This is a genomic window from Streptosporangium subroseum, assembly GCF_900188345.1.
In the GTDB taxonomy this organism is placed as follows: domain Bacteria; phylum Actinomycetota; class Actinomycetes; order Streptosporangiales; family Streptosporangiaceae; genus Streptosporangium; species Streptosporangium subroseum.
In genome coordinates this window covers 99171-117889 of record NZ_FZOD01000017.1, presented here as the reverse complement: position 1 = coordinate 117889, position 18719 = coordinate 99171, and the positions used below count along the sequence as shown (strand labels likewise).

Below are 18719 nucleotides of genomic sequence, written 5' to 3'. Positions count from 1 at the left end.
CCGTAGAAATCGGACCGTGCCGCCGGGCGTACGTCCTGCCGGCGCGGAGGTGACAGGCATATGACGAGATCCGCAGGAGGTGGGGGCGAGAGATGAGACGCAAGGGAGCCGCGCTGACCGGGGCCGCCGTGGCCGTGGTGCTCGGCGGCGCGGCCGTCGCGACGGCGAGCCTCGATGATTCCGGGGGCGCGGCCGGGGCGACCGCGCCCCCCGTGCCGTCGGTGACGGAGATCACCCGGGGCGACCTGGTGGACACCAAGTCGGTGGGAGGGCGGCTGACGTACTCGGGAGAGCACAAGATCTCCGCGGAGGTGAGCGGCACGGTGACCTCGGTGCCGGCCGAGGGCGGCGTGGTCCGGCGGGGTCGCTCGCTGCTGAAGGTGGACCGCAGACCGCTGGTTCTGATGTACGGCAGGGTGCCGCTGTACCGCCCGCTGCGGCTCGGCGTGGACGACGGGCCGGATGTCGAGCAACTCGAACGCAACCTCAGGGCGCTCGGCTACGGCGATGACATGACGGTGGACGAGGAGTTCACCTACGCCACGCACGCGGCGGTCGAGGAGTGGCAGGAGGACCACGGCCTGCCCGAGACCGGTGGCGTCGACGCCACCCAGGTGGTCTTCCTGGACGGCCCGGTACGCGTGGCCGCCGCGACGGTGGAGGTCGGCGACAAGGTGCGTCCGGGCACGCCGGTCCTCACCCTGACCGGTACCCGCAGGGTCGTCCAGGTGGACCTGGACACCGAGGACCAGGAGATGGCCCGCAAGGGCGCCGGGGTGACCGTGGAGCTGCCCGGCGGGCGCGAGATCAAGGGGAAGGTCACCTTCGTCGGGTCGGTCGCCCAGGCCGCCGCGGGCGGCGAGCAGGGCGACGACGGGTCCTCGACGATCGACGTCGAGATCACCCTCGGCAAGGGCTCCACCGGGAAGCTGGACCAGGCGCCGGTGACGGTGAGGATGGAGAGCGAGCGAGTGAAGAACGTGCTCGGGGTGCCGGTCGAGGCACTGCTCGCCCTGCGCGAGGGCGGCTTCGCCGTCGAGGTCGTGGAGGGCTCGGCGACCCGGCTGGTGCCGGTGGAGACCGGCGCGTACGGCGGCGGCAGCGTCGAGATCGAGGGCGAGGGACTGTCCGAGGGCATGAAGGTCGGGGTGCCGAAGTCGTGAACGTCGTTGAGCTCGCCGGGGTGACCAAGGTGTACGCCGGCGAGGTGGCGGCACTGCGCGGTGTGGACCTGGAGATCCGCGCCGGCGAGCTGATCGCGATCGTCGGCCCGTCCGGCTCCGGCAAGTCGACCCTGCTGCACATGATCGGCACCCTCGACCGGCCCACGGCCGGCACGATCAGGATCGCCGGCCACGACGTCGGCAGGCTCTCCGACCGTGAGCTGTCCGCGCTGCGCTCGCGTCACCTGGGCTTCGTCTTCCAGCAGTTCCACCTGGCCGCCGGGGTGAGCGCCCTGGACAACGTCGCCGACGGCCTGCTCTACAGCGGCCCCGGCCTGCGCGAGCGGCGCGAGCGGGCCGCCGCCGCGCTGGAGCGGGTCGGGCTCGGGCACCGGCTCGGGCACCGGCCTGGCCGGCTCTCCGGTGGTGAGCAGCAGCGGGTCGCGGTGGCCAGGGCGGTGGTCGGCGAGCCGCCCCTGCTGCTGGCCGACGAACCCACAGGCAATCTCGACACCGCGGCCGGCGCCGAGGTGCTCGACGTGCTGAGCGGCCTGCACGCCTCGGGCACCACGATCGCCGTGATCACGCACGACAACGAGGTCGCCGGGTGGGCGCCGCGCCGCGTACGGGTCAGGGACGGCCTGATCGTCGCCGACGGCACTCCCCGGCCGCGCAGGACACCTTCGGGAGCCGGTGTCGGGGACGGTCTCATCGTCGCCGACGACCACGTGGAAGATGCCGGGGAGGTCACTCGATGAGCGAGGCGAGCGAGGTGCGCGAGCGGCTGTCGCCGTCGCGGCTGCGCGGGCGCGACGTGCTCAGGGTCGGCGCGGCCGGGCTGCGCGCCCGGCCGGCCCGGGTGTTCCTGTCGGCGCTGGGCATCGCGATCGGCATCGCCACCATGGTCGGAGTGATCGGCATCTCCTCCTCCTCCAGGGAGGACCTGCTGCGACAGCTCGACCGGCTCGGCACGAACCTGTTGACCGTCGAGGCGGGGCAGACCCTGTTCGGCGGCGAGACCCGGTTGCCGACCGGCTCCCTGGACATGGTGCGCAGGATCGCGCCGGTCACCACCGCGGCCGCGACCGGGAGCGTGGACGCCACGGTCCGGCGTACCGGCCTGATCTCCGAGAACGTGACCGGGGGCATCGCCGTACGGGCCGCCGACGGCGAGCTGCTCACCACGCTGGAGGGTGAGATGCGCTCGGGGACGTGGCTCAACGCGGCGACCGGGCGCTACCCGGCGGTCGTGCTCGGCTCGGTGGCCGCCGAGCGGCTCGGCGTCACCGGGCCTGGTGTCCAGGTGTGGATCGGCGGCCGGTGGTTCACCGTGGTCGGCACGCTCGGCGCGCTGCCCCTGGCGCCCGAGATCGAGCGCTCGGCGCTGATCGGGTTCGAGGCCGCCGCCCGCTACCTGGGCTTCGACGGGCACCCGACCACGATCTACGAGCGGTCCGCGGACACGGCCGTCGAGGCGGTGCGCGACGTGCTGCCGCGTACGGTCAACCCGGAGAATCCCGAGGAGGTGAACGTCAGCCAGCCCTCGGACGCACTGGTCGCCAAGGCGGCGGCCGCCGGCGCGTTCACCAACCTCATGCTCGGCCTGGGCGCGGTGGCGCTGCTGGTCGGCGGGGTCGGCGTGGCCAACACGATGGTGATCTCCGTACTCGAACGGCGAAAGGAGATCGGCCTGCGCCGTTCGCTCGGCGCGACCCGCGGGCAGGTGCGCACCCAGTTCCTCGCCGAGTCGCTGCTGCTGTCGATGCTCGGCGGCGCGGCCGGGGCCGTGCTCGGCGCGCTGGCGACCTTCGGCTACGCGACGTCCAAGGACTGGCCCGCGGTGGTGCCGTCCTGGGCGTTCGGCGGTGCGGTCGGCGCGACGCTGGTCATCGGCACGGTCGCCGGGCTGTACCCGGCGATGCGCGCCGCCCGCCTGCCGCCCACCGAGGCGCTGTCGACGACCTGATCAACGGCGGAGCGGGGGTCCCTGCCGGGATCCCCGCTCCGGTTGCCCGCGGTGTCTCACCGATCGGGTCCGGGCCTGACCGGGCCGCGCCCACCCGCCTGATCAGGCTCACCGGGCTGACCGGGCTCGCCGGGCTCAGCCGGCCTGACCGGGCCGATCGGGCTCGCCGGCCGCCGCGGCCGCGTGGCACGCGCCGCGGCCGTCGGCCCGGGCGACGATCCGGCCCGCCTCGACCCGGACGGCGGCCTCGGTCCCGTCGCTGACGGCGGGCACGCCGGCCGCCGCGGCGAGGGTGCCGGACTCGTCGTACACCACCTGCAGGCGCGGCCACGCCGACGGCGGGAAGGCCTGGCGCAGGCAGACGCGGAGCTCGGCGATGGCCAGCCGTGCCAGCGGCGCCAGCTCGCCGGGGTCGCCGGTGACCAGGACGACGGTGACCGTGGCCGTGGGCGGCGCGGCCCGTACGGCCTCCTCGGCGGCCTCAAGCCGGTGCAGCCCGAGGATCGCCACCACGCCGTCGTCCGCGAGCCGCGCGGGTTCGCCGCGGACGGCGTCCACGGCGGGAGGCGGGGACCACGACTCGTCGGCGGGTCGCGCCCGCGGGACGTAGGCGAGGTGCGGAGGCTGCCACGCGTCGCCCAGATCGAGGTCCGCGAGCTGTTCGCAGGCACTGACGATGGTGAAGGGATCGACGAAACCTGGCGCGGCGGCGGCCATCTGGCTTGCGCCGTACAGGGTCGTGAGCGCGACCTCGGCCACGGACACCAGGCGGCCGGCGGGCGCCCCGGGCGGGCGCAGCCGCTCCAGGGCCAGTCCGAGCAGGATCGCGTCGAGCTTCATCAGCTGCGTGAACGGCCACCGGGTCCGCTCGTCGGCGAGGACCTCGGACAGCAGGTCCATGCCGAGCCGGGCCGAGCTGTGCTGCTCCTCGGTGGCGAGAGGGAGCCGGGCGACCCAGGCGCGGGCGAACGCGCCGAGCGCCTCGCCGGCGGTTCGACCGGACTCCGAGTGCGGCGGCGCGGCGTGCGGCGGCGCGGAGTCACGCTCGGCGAGGTCGGCCAGAACGGCGAAGTAGAGGGCCCGTTTGCCGGGGAAGTTGGAGTAGACCGCGCCGCGGGTGAGCCGGGCGCGCTCGGCGATGCCGTCGATCTTGGCGTCGCGGAAGCCGCGCTCGGTGAACTCGTCCCTGGCCGCCGCCAGCACCTTGGCACGGTTGTGCTCCTGCATTTCCGCCCTGGTGAACCGACCCATCGTCCTCTTCGTTCCGGCTGCCCGATCGTCGGGATCAAAGATACCCGGGACCATACATATGATGAGACCATCTGATTACATCATCTGAAAATCTGGAGCATCCATGACCGATGCGAGCGACGTTCCCGGGATCGACCTGACCGACCCCGAGGTGCTGCGCGACCCCGCCTCCGCTTACGGACGCGTCCGGGAGCTCTCGCCGCTGGCACGGCTCCTGGCCCCCGGCATGCGCCCGATGTGGGTCCTGACGCGGCACGAGGACGCCAGGGCGATGCTGAGCGACCCGCGGTTCGAGCTCGGCGCCGACAGCTTCATGCGGCCCCCCGGCATCCCCGAGCACTGCCTGGCCTACATGCGGACCATGCAGGAGATGGAAGGACCGGAGCACGCGCGGCTGCGCAGGCTGGTCTCGCCCGCGTTCACCCCGCGCCGCGCCGTCGATTTCCGGCCGCGGATCGAACCGATCGTCGAGAGCCTCCTCGACGACCTGCCGAACCATGCCGAGGGCGGCTCGGTGGACCTTCTGGCGCACTTCGCGCGACCGCTGCCGATCGAGGTGATCTGCGAGCTGGTCGGCATCGCCGAGATCGACCGCCCCCGCTGGCGGGAGTACGGCGCCGCCGTGGCGGCCGGCTGGGGCCAGGCGTTCGCCGACGCCATACCCGGCATCATGGAGGGCGCCAAGGCCGCGGTTGCGAGCCGGAGGGCCGAGCTCGGCGACGACCTGATCTCAGACCTCATCCGCGCCCAGGCCGACGACGAGGGCCGGCTCGGCGACACCGAGATGGTCACCCTGGTCTGGAACCTGGTCCTCGCCGGGCAGACGCCGACGAACCTCATCGCCAACGCCGTCGAGACCCTGCTCCGCCACCCCGGCCAGCTCGCCGCGCTGCGCGAGGACGCCGGCCTCATGCCCCGCGCCGTCGAGGAGCTGACGCGCTGGTCCGGGCCGCAGCTGCTGACCATTCCCCGCCTGCCGCGGGAGGACGTCGAGATGTTCGGTGTGTCGATCCTCAAAGGCGAGCCCGTCACCGCCTCCATCGTCTCCGCCAACCGCGATCCACGCGCGTTCGCCGACCCCGACCGATTCGACATCGGCCGCGTCGCTGGACCATCGGGACATCTCGGGTACGCTCACGGACCACACTTCTGTCTCGGGGCCTCGCTGGCTCGGGCGCAGACCGAGGTCGCACTCACCGCGCTGCTGCGCCGCTTCCCCGATCTGTCGCTCGCCGACGCGCAGGCCACGGGACGTGTCCCCGACCCGGGCACCTGGCGTCTGGCGTCGCTGACCGTGATCCTCTGACCATCCAGGTCCGACGTGGTCCTCCCGCGTTCCGGACCGCACAACCGTTGAGGAGACCTTTCCACGTGGCACGCATCGCCGGTGACGGCAACCTGTTGAGATGCACGTTCTGCGGGAAGAACCAGAAGCAGGTCAAGAGGCTCATCGCGGGGCCGGCCGGCGTCCACATCTGCGACGAGTGTGTCGAGCTCTGCAACGAGCTCATCGAGGAGGAGCTCGGTGCGGCCTCCGAGGCAGGACAGCGGGAGCTGCCGAAACCCCGGGAGATCTACGAGTTCCTCGAGCAGTACGTCATCGGGCAGGACAACGCCAAGATGGTGCTCTCGGTGGCGGTCTACAACCACTACAAACGCATCCGTCCGGGAGCCGGCGGGAACGGGCAGCACCCCGCGAAGGAGGAGCCGGTCGAGCTCGGCAAGTCCAACATCCTGCTGATCGGCCCGACCGGCTGCGGCAAGACCCACCTCGCCCAGACGCTCGCCCGGATGCTCGACGTCCCGTTCGCGATCGCCGACGCCACCGCGCTCACCGAGGCCGGCTACGTCGGGGAGGATGTCGAGAACATCCTGCTCAAGCTGATCCAGGCCGCCGACCACGACGTCAAGAAGGCCGAGACCGGCATCGTCTACATCGACGAGATCGACAAGGTCGCCCGGAAGAGCGAGAACCCGTCGATCACCCGCGACGTCTCCGGTGAGGGCGTGCAGCAGGCGCTGCTGAAGATCCTGGAGGGCACGGTCGCGAGCGTGCCGCCGCAGGGTGGCCGCAAGCACCCGCAGCAGGACTTCATCCAGATCGACACGAGCAACGTGCTGTTCATCGTCGGCGGCGCGTTCGCCGGCCTGGAGCAGATCATCGAACGGCGGGTCGGTCGCAAGGGCGCCGGGTTCCTCGCCGCGATCCACACCGGGGAGGAGCGGGAGGAGGACGCCTTCGGCGAGGTCACGCCCGAGGACCTGCTGAAGTTCGGGCTGATCCCCGAGCTGGTCGGCCGGCTCCCGGTCGTGTCGACCTTCCGGCAACTGGACCGGACGGCACTGGTCCGGATCCTCACCGAGCCGCGCAACGCGCTGATCAAGCAGTACCAGAAGCTCTTCGAGCTCGACGGTGTCGAGCTGGAGTTCACCGAGGACGCCATCGGCGCCATCGCCGAACAGGCGCTGCTCCGCCGTACCGGCGCCCGGGCGACCCGGGCGATCCTCGAAGAGGTCCTGCTCGACGTGATGTTCGAGGTGCCGAGCCGGGACGACGTGGCCCGCGTCGTGATCGACCGCGACACCGTGCTCAACAACGTCAACCCGACCCTGGTGCCGCGCGAGCAGCCCGGTCGCACCTGGGACAGCCCCGAGAAGTCCGCCTGAGGCGTTCCCCGGGCCGGATGTCCGGCTCGTGAAACGGAGCCGGACATTCGCGGGGCCGGATGGTTCGGCCCGGAGAGCGACCCCTAGCCGGGTGGATCGGCGATGCGGTAGCCCACGCCGGGTGTGGTGGTGATGATCGAGGGGTCGCCGAGTTTGCGGCGCAGACGGCCGATGGTGACGGTGACGGTGTTGGTGAACGGGTCGGCGTGTTCGTCCCAGACCTGTTCGAGCAGGTCCTCGGTGCTGAGGAAGGCGGGGGTGGCGCGCAGGAGGGCTTCGAGGAGGGCGAACTCCTTGACCGACAGGTCGAGGTGACGGCCGTCGCGGGTGGCGGTGCGGCGCAGGGGGTCGAGTTCGATGCCCGCCGCGCGCAGGGTGCGGGCGCGGGCGAAGGGCTGGCGGCGGGCCAGGGAACGGATGCGCACGACCAGTTCGGGGAAGTGGAAGGGCTTGGCGAGATAGTCGTCGGCTCCCAGGGTCAGGCCGCTGACCCGGTCGCCGGGCGAGCCGGCCGCGGTCAGCATCAGGACCATGACGCGGTCATCGCGTTCGGTGATCATCTGGCAGAGGGTGTCGCCGTGGATTCCCGGCAGATCGCGGTCGAGGACGACCACGTCATAGGCGTTGAGATCGAGTTTGGCCGCGGCCTCCAGGCCGTCGTGCGCCACGTCCACGGCCATGCCCTGGTCACGGAGACCCTCGGCGAGGACGGCGGCGAGGGAGCGCGCGTCCTCGACCACCAGCACCCTCACGCCGGGACACCCGCCCGCGCGTCCGCCAGGGGCAGGGTGATGGCCACCCGGAGGCCGCCTCCGGGCCGGGCACGGAGATCCAGGTCGCCGCCGTGGGCTGTGGCGACGGCCGCGACGATCGACAGCCCGAGTCCGGAGCCGCTGTCGGAGCCGGTGCGGTCCGCGCCCAGCCGCTGGAACGGCTGGGCCAGCCGCGCGATCTGCTCTTGGTCGAGGACTCGCCCGCCCGTCTCCACGATGAGCCGGGCCGTCGCGCCGTCGGCCGTGGCGGCGACCCGGATCCAGCCGCCGTCGTGGTTGTGGGTGATCGCGTTGTCGATCACGTTGCCGACCATGCGGGACAGGAGCGTCCGGCTCCCCCGCGTCCAGGCGCCGTCCTGGACGTCGTCGCCGTGGACGGTCAGGCTCCTGGCCGCGATGTCGGCGGCCCGGCTGTCCAGGGCCGCGGACACCACGCGGCCGAGCGAGATCGTCGCACGGTCGGACAGGGCTCCGTGCTGGGTGCGGGCGAGCAGGAGGAAGCCTTCCAGCAGCCGGTCGACCTGGTCGAGCTCGGTGCGGATCCTGTCGGCGAGCGCGATCGTCTGCGCCGGTACGGGCTCCGGCTTGGCGACGGCCACGTCCAGCGACGCCCGAATGGTCGCCAGCGGGGTGCGCAGCTCGTGGGAGGCGTTGGCGACGAACCGGCGCTGCGCGGAGAAGGAGCCCTCCAGGCGTTCCAGCAGCCCGTCGATGGTGTCGGCGAGGTCCTTCACCTCGTCGGCGGGGCCCGGCACGGCCAGCCGCTCGTGCAGGTTGTCGGCGGAGATCCGCCGCGTGGCCGAGGTGATCGTCCGCAACGGGCGCAGCACCCGGCCCGCGACGACCCGGCCCAGCACGACCGAGACCACGGCCATGACGGCGAGCGCGACCGCCGAGCCGATCAGGAGCTGGCGCGACTGGGCCGTATGCGTCTCCGAGAGCTGAGCCTGGAGCCGGCCGACGAGCTCCTGGGAGGCCGCGAGCGTGGGCTGCTGGGGGTTCTCACCGGGCACCGTGACCCTCGACGACCCGAGGGCCACGAGGTTGGTGAGGGCCAGCAGCCCGATGCCGGACAGGAGGAACAGGACACCGTACAGGGCGGTGAAGCGCAGCCGTACGGTGCGGCCCGGCAGCGCCGGGCGTCGCAGATTCCTCATCGGTCCTCTCCCGCTTCCGTGCCGGCCTCCAGGATGCCGTCCCGGACCTAACAACGGCATGACGGCCTCCGTTCGGCCCACGTTATGGCCGTATCCGTACAACCGAAGACATGCAAGCAACCATCGACGTCAACGGTCTGCGCAAACGCTTCGGGCCGACCGTGGCACTGGACGGGATGTCCTTTTCGGTGAAGCCGGGGCAGGTCACCGGCTTTGTCGGCCCCAACGGCGCGGGAAAGTCCACCACGATGCGGGTGATCCTCGGCCTGGACGCGGTCGAGGAGGGCAGCGCGCTGATCGGCGGGCGGCCGTACCGGAGCCTGCGCCACCCGCTGCGCCACGTCGGGGCCCTGCTGGACGCCGCCGCGCTGCAGCCGAGCCGCTCCGCCCGCAACCACCTGCTGTGGCTGGCCCATTCCCAGGGTCTGACCGCCGGACGGGTCGACGAGGTGATCGAACAGGCCGGCCTGCGACAGGCGGCCCGGCGGAAGGCGGGCGGCTTCTCCCTGGGCATGCGGCAGCGGCTGGGGATCGCCGCCGCGCTGCTCGGCGACCCGCCCGTGATCATTTTGGACGAGCCTTTCAACGGCCTGGACCCCGACGGCATCGTGTGGATGCGCGAACTGCTGGCCGAGCTGGCCGGGCAGGGCCGCGCCGTGCTGGTGTCCAGCCATCTGATGAGCGAACTGCAGGACGTCGCCGGCCACGTGGTGGTGGTCGGCCGCGGCAGGGTCATCGCCGACACCGGCGTGGCGGAGCTGCTGGCCACGGTGTCCGGTGACCGGGTGACGCTGCGCACCACGGCCCGGCAGGAGGCGGCGAGGGTGCTGGAGCACGCGGGGGCCGTGGTGACCGCGGGGGCCGACGGCCGGGACGCGCTGACGGTGTCCGGGCTGACGGCCGAGGGCGTCGTGACGCTCCTCAGCCGGAACACGGTGCCGTTCTCCGAGGTGGCGGCCCACCGCGCGACGCTTGAGGAGGCCTACATGGAGCTCACCCGGGACGCGGTCGAGTTTCGCGCCGCCGCCGGACGGGAGGCGGCACGATGACCACCACCGCCCCGTACCGCCCACGCCCGCGGGCCGGACGCGACGGCTTCGCCCACCTGCTGCACGCCGAGTGGACCAAGTTTCGTACGGTCCGCGGCTGGGTGACCACCATGGTGATCGCGGCGCTGGTCACCGTGCTGCTCGGGCTGCTCGCCGCGGCGGGCAGCCACGCCTCGTGCAGCGAGGGCCCGGTCGAGGTCGCCTGCCCCGCCGTTCCGGTGGGGCCGGGCGGCGAAGCGGTGGAGGACCAGTTCTATTTCGCGCACCGGTCGCTGACCGGGAACGGCGACATCACCGCCCGCCTGACCTCCATGACCGGCATCATCACCTATCCCCCGCCCGACCACGACAAGATCGTCCCCGGCCTCGTGCCGTGGGCGAAGGCCGGAGTCATCGTCAAGGACGGCACCCGGCAGGGGTCGGCCTACGCGGCGATGATGGTCACCGGCAGCCACGGCGTGCGGATGCAGCACAACTTCACCGAAGACACGGCCGGCCGCCCGGGCGGCGTCTCGGCGGCGTCCCCGCGCTGGCTGCGGCTGACCCGTTCGGGCGACACGCTCACCGGCTACGAGTCGGCCGACGGCACGCGGTGGACCAAGGTCGGCACGGCTCACCTGGCCGGGCTGCCGGCCACGGTCCAGATCGGGCTCTTCGTCGCCTCCCCTGGCGATCTGACGGTGAAGCGGGCCGATCTCGGCGGGAGCATCGAGCAGATGCGCTTCACCCAGGCCACCGCCGTCTTCGACAACGTCGGCCTGCGGGGCGACGTGCCCGGCGGCGCGTGGAGCCGTGACGCCGTGGGAGTCACCGGGACGACCGACTGGGAGCGCTACCACCGCCCGAACGGGGTGCTGGAGTCCGGCGGCACGTTCACCGTGACCGGGGCCGGCGACCTCGCGCCGCGGATGGACGGCCAGACCGTCGAGCGCACCCTCACCGGCGCGCTCACCGGGCTGATCCTGGTGATCGTGGTGGCGGTGATGTTCGTCACCGGCGAGTACCGGCGGGGAATGATCCGCACCACCCTGCTCGCCGGTCCACGGCGCGGCCGGACGCTGGCGGCCAAGGCCCTCGTGATCGGCGCGGTCACCTTCGTCGCCGCACTGGCCGCGACCACGGTCACGGTCACGGCCGGCAAGCGGATCCTGCGTTCCAACGGCAACTACATCCTCCCGGTGAGCCCGCTCACCGAACTGCGCGTCGTCGTCGGCGTCGCGGCGCTGTTCGGCGTCGCCGCCGTTCTCGCCCTCGCCCTCGGCGCCGTGTTCCGGCGCGGCGTCGCCGCGATCGTCACCGCCGTCGTGGTGATCGTCGTCCCCTCCATCCTCGCGACCGTCTCCGTCCTGCCCGAGGGCGCGGCGCGGTGGCTGTTGCGGCTCACCCCGGCCGCCGGCTTCGCGATCCAGCAGAGCGTTCCGGAGTATCCACAGGTGACCGGCCACTACGTGCCCCAGGCGGGCTACTACCCGCTGGCGCCGTGGGCCGGCCTCGCCGTGCTCTGCGCCTACGCCGCGCTCGCCCTCGTCCTCGCCGTCGTCCTGCTGCGCCGGAGGGACGCATGAGACAGCAGCTGCACGCGGAGTGGACGAAGCTGCGCACCGTGACGGGCACCGGTCGGCTCCTGCTCGGGACCGTCATGCTGACCCTCGCCGTGAGCGCCGCGGCAGCCGCCGCCGTGTCCTGCCCCCCGGCGGGCTGCGACTACGACCCCGCCGAGATCAGCCTCTTCGGGGTTCAGCTGGGCCAGGCGGTCGTCGCCATCCTGGCCGTGCTGACGATCAGCGGCGAGTACGGCACCGGCATGATCCGCACCACCCTGGCCGCGATGCCGGTGAGAACGACCGTCCTGGCCGCCAAGGCGGTCGTTCTCACCGGCCTGACACTCGCCGCGGGCACCCTGGCCGTGCTCGCGTCCGTGCTGGCCGGGCGGCTCATCCTGCCCGGCAACGGCTTCACCCCCGCCCACGGCCGGCCGCTCCTGTCCCTGGCCGACGGGCCGATGCTGCGCGCGGCCGCCGGCTCGGTCCTCTATCTGGTGCTGATCGCCCTGCTCAGCCTCGGCATCGCCGCCGCCGTACGGGACTCCGCGGTGGCCGTCGGGAGCGTGCTCGGTCTGCTCTATCTCTTCCCGGTCGTCATCCTCATGGTCTCCGACCAGGACTGGCAGCGGCTCCTGTGGCGGATCTCGCCGATGAACGCCGGGCTCGCCATCCAGGCGACCACCCATCTCTCCAGCCTGCCCCTCAGCCCGTGGGCGGGCCTCGGCGTGCTCGCCGTCTGGGCCGCCGCGGCGCTCCTGGGCGGCGGGCTGCTGCTACGACTACGCGACGCGTGAGCGCCGCCCTCCCCGGCGGCGCCCCGCCTGACAGGGCAGACCGGGGAGGGCACCGCCTCTGGATCCCCTCTGCGACGTTTTAGCTTGGTTTGAGTTAATTCCTCCGACTTTGAGGCATTTAGACCTTAGCGAACGCGCGCAATCGGAGGCAGGCGATGGCATCCACGGCTGCGGCCCCCCGGGACTGGACGCGGCGGCGGACCGCGAAACGGGAGCGGCTGGAGGCGGTGCGGCCCTTCGCCTCGGGACGGGTGCTGGATGCCGGGCGGATGCGCGACGCGCTGCAGGCGTTGCTCCGTCCGGGCGACCGGGTGGCCCTGGAGGGGGACAACCAGAAACAGGCGGACTTCCTCGCCGAGGCCCTGGCCGGATGTGATCCGAATGTGGTGCATGATCTGCATCTGCTGATCTCCTCGATCAGCCTGCGTGAGCACCTGGACGTCTTCGAGCGCGGCGTGGCCCGCCGTCTCGATTTCGCCTACGCCGGCCCGCAGAGCGTACGCGTGGCGCAGATGCTCGCCGACGACAAGATCGAGGTCGGGGCGATCCACACCTACGTCGAGCTGTACGCGCGGATGTTCGTCGACCTCACCCCGGACGTGGCCCTGCTCTGCGCCGAACAGGCCGATCACGAGGGCAACCTGTACACCGGGCCCAACACCGAGGACACCCCGACCATCGCCGAGGCGGCGGCGTTCCGCGACGGTGTGGTGCTGGCCCAGGTCAACGAACTGGTGGACAGGGTCCCCCGGGTGGACATCCCCGGCGACTGGGTGGACCTGGTCGTGGAGAGTCCCCGGCCGTTCGTGCTGGAGCCGCTGTTCACCCGGGATCCCCGCCAGATCGGTCAGGTGGAGATCCTGATGGCCATGCTGGCACTGCGCGGGATCTACGAGCGGCACGGGGTGACCGCCCTGAATCACGGGATCGGCTTCGACACCGCGGCGATCGAGCTCATCCTGCCCACCTACGGCGAGGAGCTGGGCCTGCGCGGAAAGATCTGCAGGCACTGGACGCTCAACCCGCATCCGACGCTCATTCCCGCCATCGAGAGCGGCTGGGTCGAGTCGGTGCACTGCTTCGGCGGAGAACCCGGCACGGAGCGCTATGTCGCCGCCCGCCCGGATGTCTTCTTCATCGGCGGCGACGGATCTCTCCGGTCGAACCGGGTTCTGTGCCAGCTCGCGGGCCAGTACGCCGTGGACATGTTCATCGGGTCATCGCTGCAGATCGACGCCTGCGCGAACTCCTCGACGGTCACCGAGGGCCGGCTGTCCGGTTTCGGCGGGGCACCCAACATGGGACACGATCCGCACGGCCGCAGGCACGCCTCTCCTGCCTGGCTGAGCCTGCTGGGCGGCGAGGCGCCCGCGCTGCGCGGGCGCAAGCTCGTCGTGCAGATCACGCAGACCTTCCGCTCCGGCGGCACCCCGGCGTTCGTCGAGTCGCTGGACGCGATCCAGGTGGGCAAGGACGCCGGCATGCCCATCCCACCGATCATGATCTACGGCGACGACGTCAGCCACGTGGTGACCGAAGAGGGGGTGGCCTACCTCTACAGGGCCGGCAGCCTGGCCGAGCGGCGTGAGGCGGTGGCCGCGGTCGCGGGCGCCACCCCGGTCGGCCGTGACCTGGACGAGCGGCGCGTGGAGGAGCTGCGCCGCGACGGTCTGGTCGCCCTGCCCGAGGATCTCAAGGTCGACGTCCGCAGGGCGGACCGCTCCCTGCTGGCGGCCCGCAGCATCGAAGATCTCATCGCCTGGTCCGGAGGCCTGTATGACCCGCCCGCCCAGTTCCGGACCTGGTGATCCGCCGATGACCGTCATCGGTGACGGGCCGCCGGCAGAGGCGCCGACGTCGAACATCGGTGGCAGACCGCCGGCGGGAACGCCGAACATCGGTGGCCGGCCCCCGGCAGGGGCGTCGACGTCGAAGCCGTCCGCGGCCTCACTCGCCGGCATGGCCGTCCGGGCGCTCCGCCAGGAGGCACACCTGAGCCCCAAGCCCGGCCTGGCCGACCGCCGTGGACGCGGCGCGCACGACGACATGGATCTGCCGCTCCTGCTGGCCTCCGCCGAGGCGCTGCGCCCCACGTTCCGCTCCGTCGCCGAGGCGGCGGAGCGAACGTCCGCCGGGGTCGGGCTCCGGGAGGAGCTGGGCCGGCTCGGCCGCGTGGGCGAGGTGGCCATGCTGCGGATCACCCGGGGGGTGAACACGCACCGCGGGGCGCTGTGGGTGCTCGGGCTGTTGGTCGCCGCAGTCGGCCGTGCCGCCGACGAGCGGGAGGCCGCCCGCCACGCGGCCGGGCTGGCCGCCCTTCCCGACCGGCGCCTCCCGTCGGGGGTGGTCTCCCATGGTGAGCGGGCCCGGCGGCGATACGGGGTGCACGGTGCTCGCGGCGAGGCCGAGGCCGCCTTTCCCCACGTCATCGAGGTCGCTCTGCCGCGACTGCGCCGGTCCAGGACGGCCGGGCTCACTGAGGAGGCGTCCCGGTTGGACGCGTTGCTGGAGGTGATGAGCCTCTTGGACGACACCTGCGTCCTGCACCGTGGCGGTCTTGAGGGCCTGCGCGTCGTACGGCTCGGCGCCGAGCGGGTCCTGGCCGAGGGGGGCGCGGGTACGGACTCCGGCCACGCCGCCCTCATCGAGCTGGACGGGCGGCTCACCGCACGGCGGCTGTCACCGGGAGGGAGCGCCGATCTGCTGGCCGCCGCGCTCTTCCTCGACATGGTGCCGTGGCCGGGGCACGTCGCCCGGGCCGAACGGGAGGTTCTCGCGTGCAGACGCTGAACTACGAGTTCCCTGCCGACAGCCTGTCCGGCCGGCGCGCACACGTCGGGGTGGTCGGCTCGGGGGATCTGGAGATCCTGATGATCCCGGAGCCGACCGGCGTCGCCCGGGTGCGCGTGCGCACCAGCGTCGACGGGTTCGACACGGTGTGGCGAACCGTGCTGGAGCGGTTCTTCGCCCGGCACGGTGTCGCCGGGAGCTTCGAGCTCAACGACTTCGGAGCGACGCCCGGCGTGGTCACCCTGCGCCTGCGGCAGGCCGTTGAGGAGGGCAGAGCATGACGTCCACGGCGATTCCAGAAGGCACGGACTGGGCCGCGCTGCTCGCCCGGACCAGCTTCATAGAGCTGAGCGCCCGGGCGCGCGCCGCCGCGCTGCTCGACGACGGCACCGCTCGCGAGCTGTGCGGCCCCTTCGACCGGATCGAGTCGCCCTGGCTGGAACCCCAGGGCGTCGTCCCGGAGTCGGACGACGGCGTTGTCGTGGTCAAGGGAGAGCTCGGCGGGCGACCCGCGGTCGTGATCGCCATCGAACAGGCCTTCCAGGGCGGCGGCATCGGCGAGGTCTCCGGCGTGAAGATCGCTGCCACGCTGTCCCTGGCCGCCCGGGACAACCGCGACGGCACCCCGACCGTCGCGGTCCTGCTGCTGGAGACCGGAGGCGTACGCCTGCAGGAGGCCAATCTGGGCCTGGCCACGGTCGCGGAGGTGTGCTCCGCGCTGCTGGAGTTGCGCGCCCTCCAGCCCGTCGTCGGCGTCATCGCCGGGGCTCTGGGCTGTTTCGGCGGCATGAGCATCGCCGCCGGACTGTGTACCAGACTGATCATGACCAGGGAGAGCCGTCTCGGGCTCGACGGCCCCCAGGTGATCGAGTCCGAGGCCGGCATCGCCGAGTTCGACGCCTCCGACCACACGCTGATCTGGTCCGTCGACGGCGGCACGCAGCGCACCGGGACCGCGCTGGCCGACGCGCTCGTCCTCGACGACGTCACCGCCGTACGATCCGCCGTGATCGACGCCGTGGGACACGGCGTGCCCGGCAGGCACCGCTCCCAGCGAATCGACGAGCTGCGGGCCCTCCTCGAAGCCGTCGACCCGGCCGACCCGCCGGAGCCGGCCGACCTCGCGGCCGTCTGGGCGAACGCCGTACCGCCGAGGGGAGACCGGCGATGAGCCGCGGCCTGAACTGGACCCGAGCGCTCGCCGACGGCGACGTGGGCGCCGTGAGCCCGTCGGTGATCACGGCGGACGCCACGCTGGGCGACGACACCGCCCGCCTGGTCGCCGTCGTACCTGACCCGAAGAGCCCCTATCACCGAGCCCGCAAGGGCGAGGTCGGCCTCCGGGAGGGGCTCTCCCTCGCCGAGGCGGTGACCGAGGCCGTCACCGAGGACGCGCGCCTGCCCGATGACCGCCGCCGCCCGATCGTCGCCGTCGTCGACGTCCCCAGCCAGGCCTACGGGCGCATCGAGGAGCTGCTCGGCATCCACCACGCCCTGGCCGTCGCCGTGGACGCCTACGCCTCCGCCCGCACCGCCGGACACCCCGTGATCACGCTCATCGTCGGAACGGCGCTGTCCGGTGGATTCCTGGCGCACGGTGCGCAGGCCAACCAGATCCTGGCACTCAACGACCCCGGCGTGATGATCCACGCCATGCACAAGGAGGCCGCGGCGAAGGTGACCCTCCGGACCGTCGATCAGCTCGACGAGCTGGCACGGCGCATCCCCCCGCTGTCCTACGACGTCACCGACTGGGCGAAGCTCGGCCTGTGCGACGAACTCCTGGACGTCGAGAACGCCGCCGACCCGACCGGCGAGGACGTCCGGAAGGCGAAGGACGCGCTCACCGCCGCCGTCGGACGGGCCCGAAGCGGCCCCCGCGACCTGGGCAACCGCCTCACCTCACCCGGCGCCCGGCAGACCCGGACAGCCTCCCGCCGCATCCGCGAGGCACTCGCCGCCCAATGGAAGTGATGTCGGTGATGTCGGCGATCGCGCACCCGCACGACCTGCTGAGGCTCACCGGGGCCACCGGGGCTGCCGCACTCGACGACACGCTCCCGGATTGGGCCGCCGCGTCGCTCGCCGCCTGCCCCTGGGGCGTCGTACGGCGGGCGCCGCATCGGCCCGGGTTCATCCCGGTCGGTGTGCGCGGGTCCGAGCGATGGCAGCGCCACGCCGTCCTCGTTCCCGCCGGCGCGGTCACCCGTTCCGTGTCACCCGAGGAGTTGAGAGAACGGCGACCTCACCTCTCCCCGCTCAGCGCCACCCTCTCCGCCGTGGCCCTCCGGCTCGCCGCCGAGCTGGAAGGCGACGTGGCCTGGGGACCGGTCGGCAGCGTCGGCTTCGAACTGGCCACCGGGGCGCCGGTCACCCATCCCGGAAGCGATCTGGACCTGCTGATACGGACACCGCGCAGGCTGGAGCGGACCCGGGCCGCGCGGCTGGCAGCCGCCTTCGCCGCCCTCCCCATCGCCGTCGACTGCCAGCTGGAGACTCCCTCCGGCGGGGTCGCTCTCGCCGAATGGGCACGCCCCGACGGCCCCGTCCTGGCCCGCACCGACCACGGGCCGCGGCTGCTGAACGACCCGTGGGCTCCCGCATGAGCGTCGCCTTCCTGTATCCGGGCCAGGGCACCCAGCGCCCCGGGATGCTCCATGACCTGCCCGGCCACCCGGCCGTCACCGCGACCCTCGCCGAGGCCGAGCGGATCATGCCCGGCTCGTCTCGGCAGGACACCGCGGAGGCATTGAAGTCCACCGTCACCACGCAGGTCGCGCTCTGCGTCGCCGGGGTCGCCGCGACCCACGCCCTCGCCGACGAGGGCGCCGCTCCCGATGCCGTGGCCGGGCACTCCAGCGGAACATTCCCCGCCGCCGTCGCCGCCGGGGCCCTGACCTTCGCCGAAGCCCTCACGGCCGTACGTCACCGCGGCGAGCTGATGCGCGACGCCTACCCCTCCGGGTACGGCATGGCCGCCGTTCTCGGGCTGACCGTGTCCCAGGTCCGGCGCGTGGTCGCATCGATCACCACCGACGACGACCCGGCCTACGTGGCCGTCGTCGACACCGACCAGCAGGTGGTGATCGCCGGCAGCACCCGCGCCCTGGAACGCCTCGCCACGCAGGCCGCCCGGGCCGGCGCCCGGCGCGTACAGCGCCTGCACATCGGCGTCCCCTCGCACTGCCCGCTGCTCGACCACGTCGCCGACGCCATGGCGGACCACCTCGCCAAGATCCCTCAACGCCCCCTCGCCGTCCCCTACCTCGGTGACGCCACGGGGCGCCTCCTCCACGACGGCGGCGCCGTCCTCGACGACCTTGCCCGCGGCGTCGCCACCACGCTGAGATGGCGCGACGCCATCGCTCTGCTCGGTGAGCTCGGCACGACCGTGTTCATCCAGACGCCCCCCGGACACGTCCTCGCCCGGATCGCCCAAGCCGCCCACCCCCGCGCCCGCGTCATCACCCTCGCCGAGACGGGCATCGCCGACGCGGCGCTGCTCGCCCGCCGCGCCCACAGTCGTACCGAGCCCTACCGAGCGAAAAGCTGGAGATGAGGGAGA

The 18719-nt window shown here is 72.6% G+C and carries 18 protein-coding genes; 15 read left to right on the top strand and 3 right to left on the bottom strand.

Features of this window, described 5'->3' with window-relative positions; translation table 11 throughout:
* The first annotated feature begins 92 nt into the window (after nt 1-92).
* Genes CHC08_RS19080 through CHC08_RS19070 form a run of 3 tightly spaced genes read left to right on the top strand, consistent with a single transcriptional unit; the run spans nt 93 to nt 3129 of the window.
* Complete coding sequence (locus CHC08_RS19080) at nt 93-1163, top strand: efflux RND transporter periplasmic adaptor subunit (RefSeq protein ID WP_089208660.1); 1071 nt, start codon at nt 93-95, stop codon at nt 1161-1163.
* On the top strand, nt 1160-1921 hold the full coding sequence (locus CHC08_RS19075; RefSeq protein ID WP_089208659.1) for an ABC transporter ATP-binding protein: 762 nt from the start codon (nt 1160-1162) through the stop codon (nt 1919-1921). Before CHC08_RS19080 ends, CHC08_RS19075 begins: the two co-directional genes overlap by 4 nt.
* Nucleotides 1918-3129, top strand: coding sequence for an ABC transporter permease (locus tag CHC08_RS19070; protein ID WP_089208658.1), 1212 nt, complete (start codon nt 1918-1920; stop codon nt 3127-3129). The genes CHC08_RS19075 and CHC08_RS19070 overlap by 4 nt, the downstream gene beginning before the upstream one ends.
* Before the next feature lie 135 nt (nt 3130-3264).
* On the opposite strand, the gene CHC08_RS19065 is transcribed toward CHC08_RS19070, so the two are convergent.
* Nucleotides 3265-4380, bottom strand: coding sequence for a TetR/AcrR family transcriptional regulator (locus CHC08_RS19065; RefSeq protein WP_089208657.1), 1116 nt, complete (start codon nt 4378-4380; stop codon nt 3265-3267).
* Nucleotides 4381-4483: 103 nt separating this feature from the next.
* Between CHC08_RS19065 and CHC08_RS19060 the strand changes: the two genes are divergently transcribed.
* The gene (locus CHC08_RS19060) at nt 4484-5686 is read left to right on the top strand and encodes a cytochrome P450 family protein (protein ID WP_089208656.1); all 1203 of its coding nucleotides are present in this window, start codon (nt 4484-4486) and stop codon (nt 5684-5686) included.
* Nucleotides 5687-5751: 65 nt separating this feature from the next.
* Nucleotides 5752-7047: an ATP-dependent Clp protease ATP-binding subunit ClpX gene (gene clpX / locus CHC08_RS19055; protein WP_089208655.1), complete on the top strand. Its 1296-nt coding sequence runs from the start codon at nt 5752-5754 to the stop codon at nt 7045-7047.
* 83 nt (nt 7048-7130) lie between these two features.
* Here clpX and CHC08_RS19050 read toward each other — a convergent pair whose 3' ends face one another.
* Both CHC08_RS19050 and CHC08_RS19045 read right to left on the bottom strand, forming a co-directional pair.
* Nucleotides 7131-7799, bottom strand: a complete 669-nt coding sequence (locus CHC08_RS19050; protein ID WP_218825370.1) for a response regulator transcription factor — start codon at nt 7797-7799, stop codon at nt 7131-7133.
* Nucleotides 7796-8977: a HAMP domain-containing sensor histidine kinase gene (locus CHC08_RS19045; RefSeq protein WP_089208654.1), complete on the bottom strand. Its 1182-nt coding sequence runs from the start codon at nt 8975-8977 to the stop codon at nt 7796-7798. The genes CHC08_RS19050 and CHC08_RS19045 overlap by 4 nt, the downstream gene beginning before the upstream one ends.
* Before the next feature lie 110 nt (nt 8978-9087).
* On the opposite strand from CHC08_RS19045, the gene CHC08_RS19040 reads away from it, so the two are divergent.
* The 10 genes from CHC08_RS19040 to CHC08_RS18995 all read left to right on the top strand — a co-directional run bounded on the left by CHC08_RS19040 (nt 9088) and on the right by CHC08_RS18995 (nt 18713).
* Nucleotides 9088-10026 carry an ATP-binding cassette domain-containing protein gene (locus CHC08_RS19040; protein ID WP_089208653.1) on the top strand — a complete coding sequence of 313 codons (939 nt, stop codon included), beginning with the start codon at nt 9088-9090 and terminating at the stop codon, nt 10024-10026.
* Nucleotides 10023-11591 (top strand): ABC transporter permease subunit, encoded by a 1569-nt coding sequence (locus CHC08_RS19035; RefSeq protein ID WP_089208652.1) that lies wholly within the window; start codon nt 10023-10025, stop codon nt 11589-11591. The genes CHC08_RS19040 and CHC08_RS19035 overlap by 4 nt, the downstream gene beginning before the upstream one ends.
* Nucleotides 11588-12364 carry an ABC transporter permease gene (locus CHC08_RS19030; protein ID WP_089208651.1) on the top strand — a complete coding sequence of 259 codons (777 nt, stop codon included), beginning with the start codon at nt 11588-11590 and terminating at the stop codon, nt 12362-12364. Before CHC08_RS19035 ends, CHC08_RS19030 begins: the two co-directional genes overlap by 4 nt.
* Before the next feature lie 155 nt (nt 12365-12519).
* Entirely contained in the window at nt 12520-14172 is a 1653-nt protein-coding gene (gene mdcA / locus CHC08_RS19025; RefSeq protein WP_089208650.1) for a malonate decarboxylase subunit alpha, read from the top strand.
* Nucleotides 14173-14179: 7 nt separating this feature from the next.
* Nucleotides 14180-15154, top strand: a complete 975-nt coding sequence (locus CHC08_RS19020) for a triphosphoribosyl-dephospho-CoA synthase (RefSeq protein WP_089208649.1) — start codon at nt 14180-14182, stop codon at nt 15152-15154.
* Entirely contained in the window at nt 15142-15435 is a 294-nt protein-coding gene (locus tag CHC08_RS19015) for a malonate decarboxylase subunit delta (protein ID WP_089208648.1), read from the top strand. The genes CHC08_RS19020 and CHC08_RS19015 overlap by 13 nt, the downstream gene beginning before the upstream one ends.
* Nucleotides 15432-16325 (top strand): biotin-independent malonate decarboxylase subunit beta, encoded by an 894-nt coding sequence (locus tag CHC08_RS19010; protein ID WP_089208647.1) that lies wholly within the window; start codon nt 15432-15434, stop codon nt 16323-16325. Before CHC08_RS19015 ends, CHC08_RS19010 begins: the two co-directional genes overlap by 4 nt.
* Nucleotides 16322-17128, top strand: coding sequence for a biotin-independent malonate decarboxylase subunit gamma (gene mdcE, locus CHC08_RS19005; RefSeq protein WP_089208646.1), 807 nt, complete (start codon nt 16322-16324; stop codon nt 17126-17128). Before CHC08_RS19010 ends, mdcE begins: the two co-directional genes overlap by 4 nt.
* A complete protein-coding gene (locus tag CHC08_RS19000; protein ID WP_218825369.1) occupies nt 17128-17760 on the top strand; it encodes a malonate decarboxylase holo-ACP synthase in 633 nt (210 codons plus the stop codon). Before mdcE ends, CHC08_RS19000 begins: the two co-directional genes overlap by 1 nt.
* Nucleotides 17757-18713 (top strand): ACP S-malonyltransferase, encoded by a 957-nt coding sequence (locus tag CHC08_RS18995; RefSeq protein ID WP_179282109.1) that lies wholly within the window; start codon nt 17757-17759, stop codon nt 18711-18713. Before CHC08_RS19000 ends, CHC08_RS18995 begins: the two co-directional genes overlap by 4 nt.
* The last annotated feature ends 6 nt before the right edge of the window (nt 18714-18719 follow it).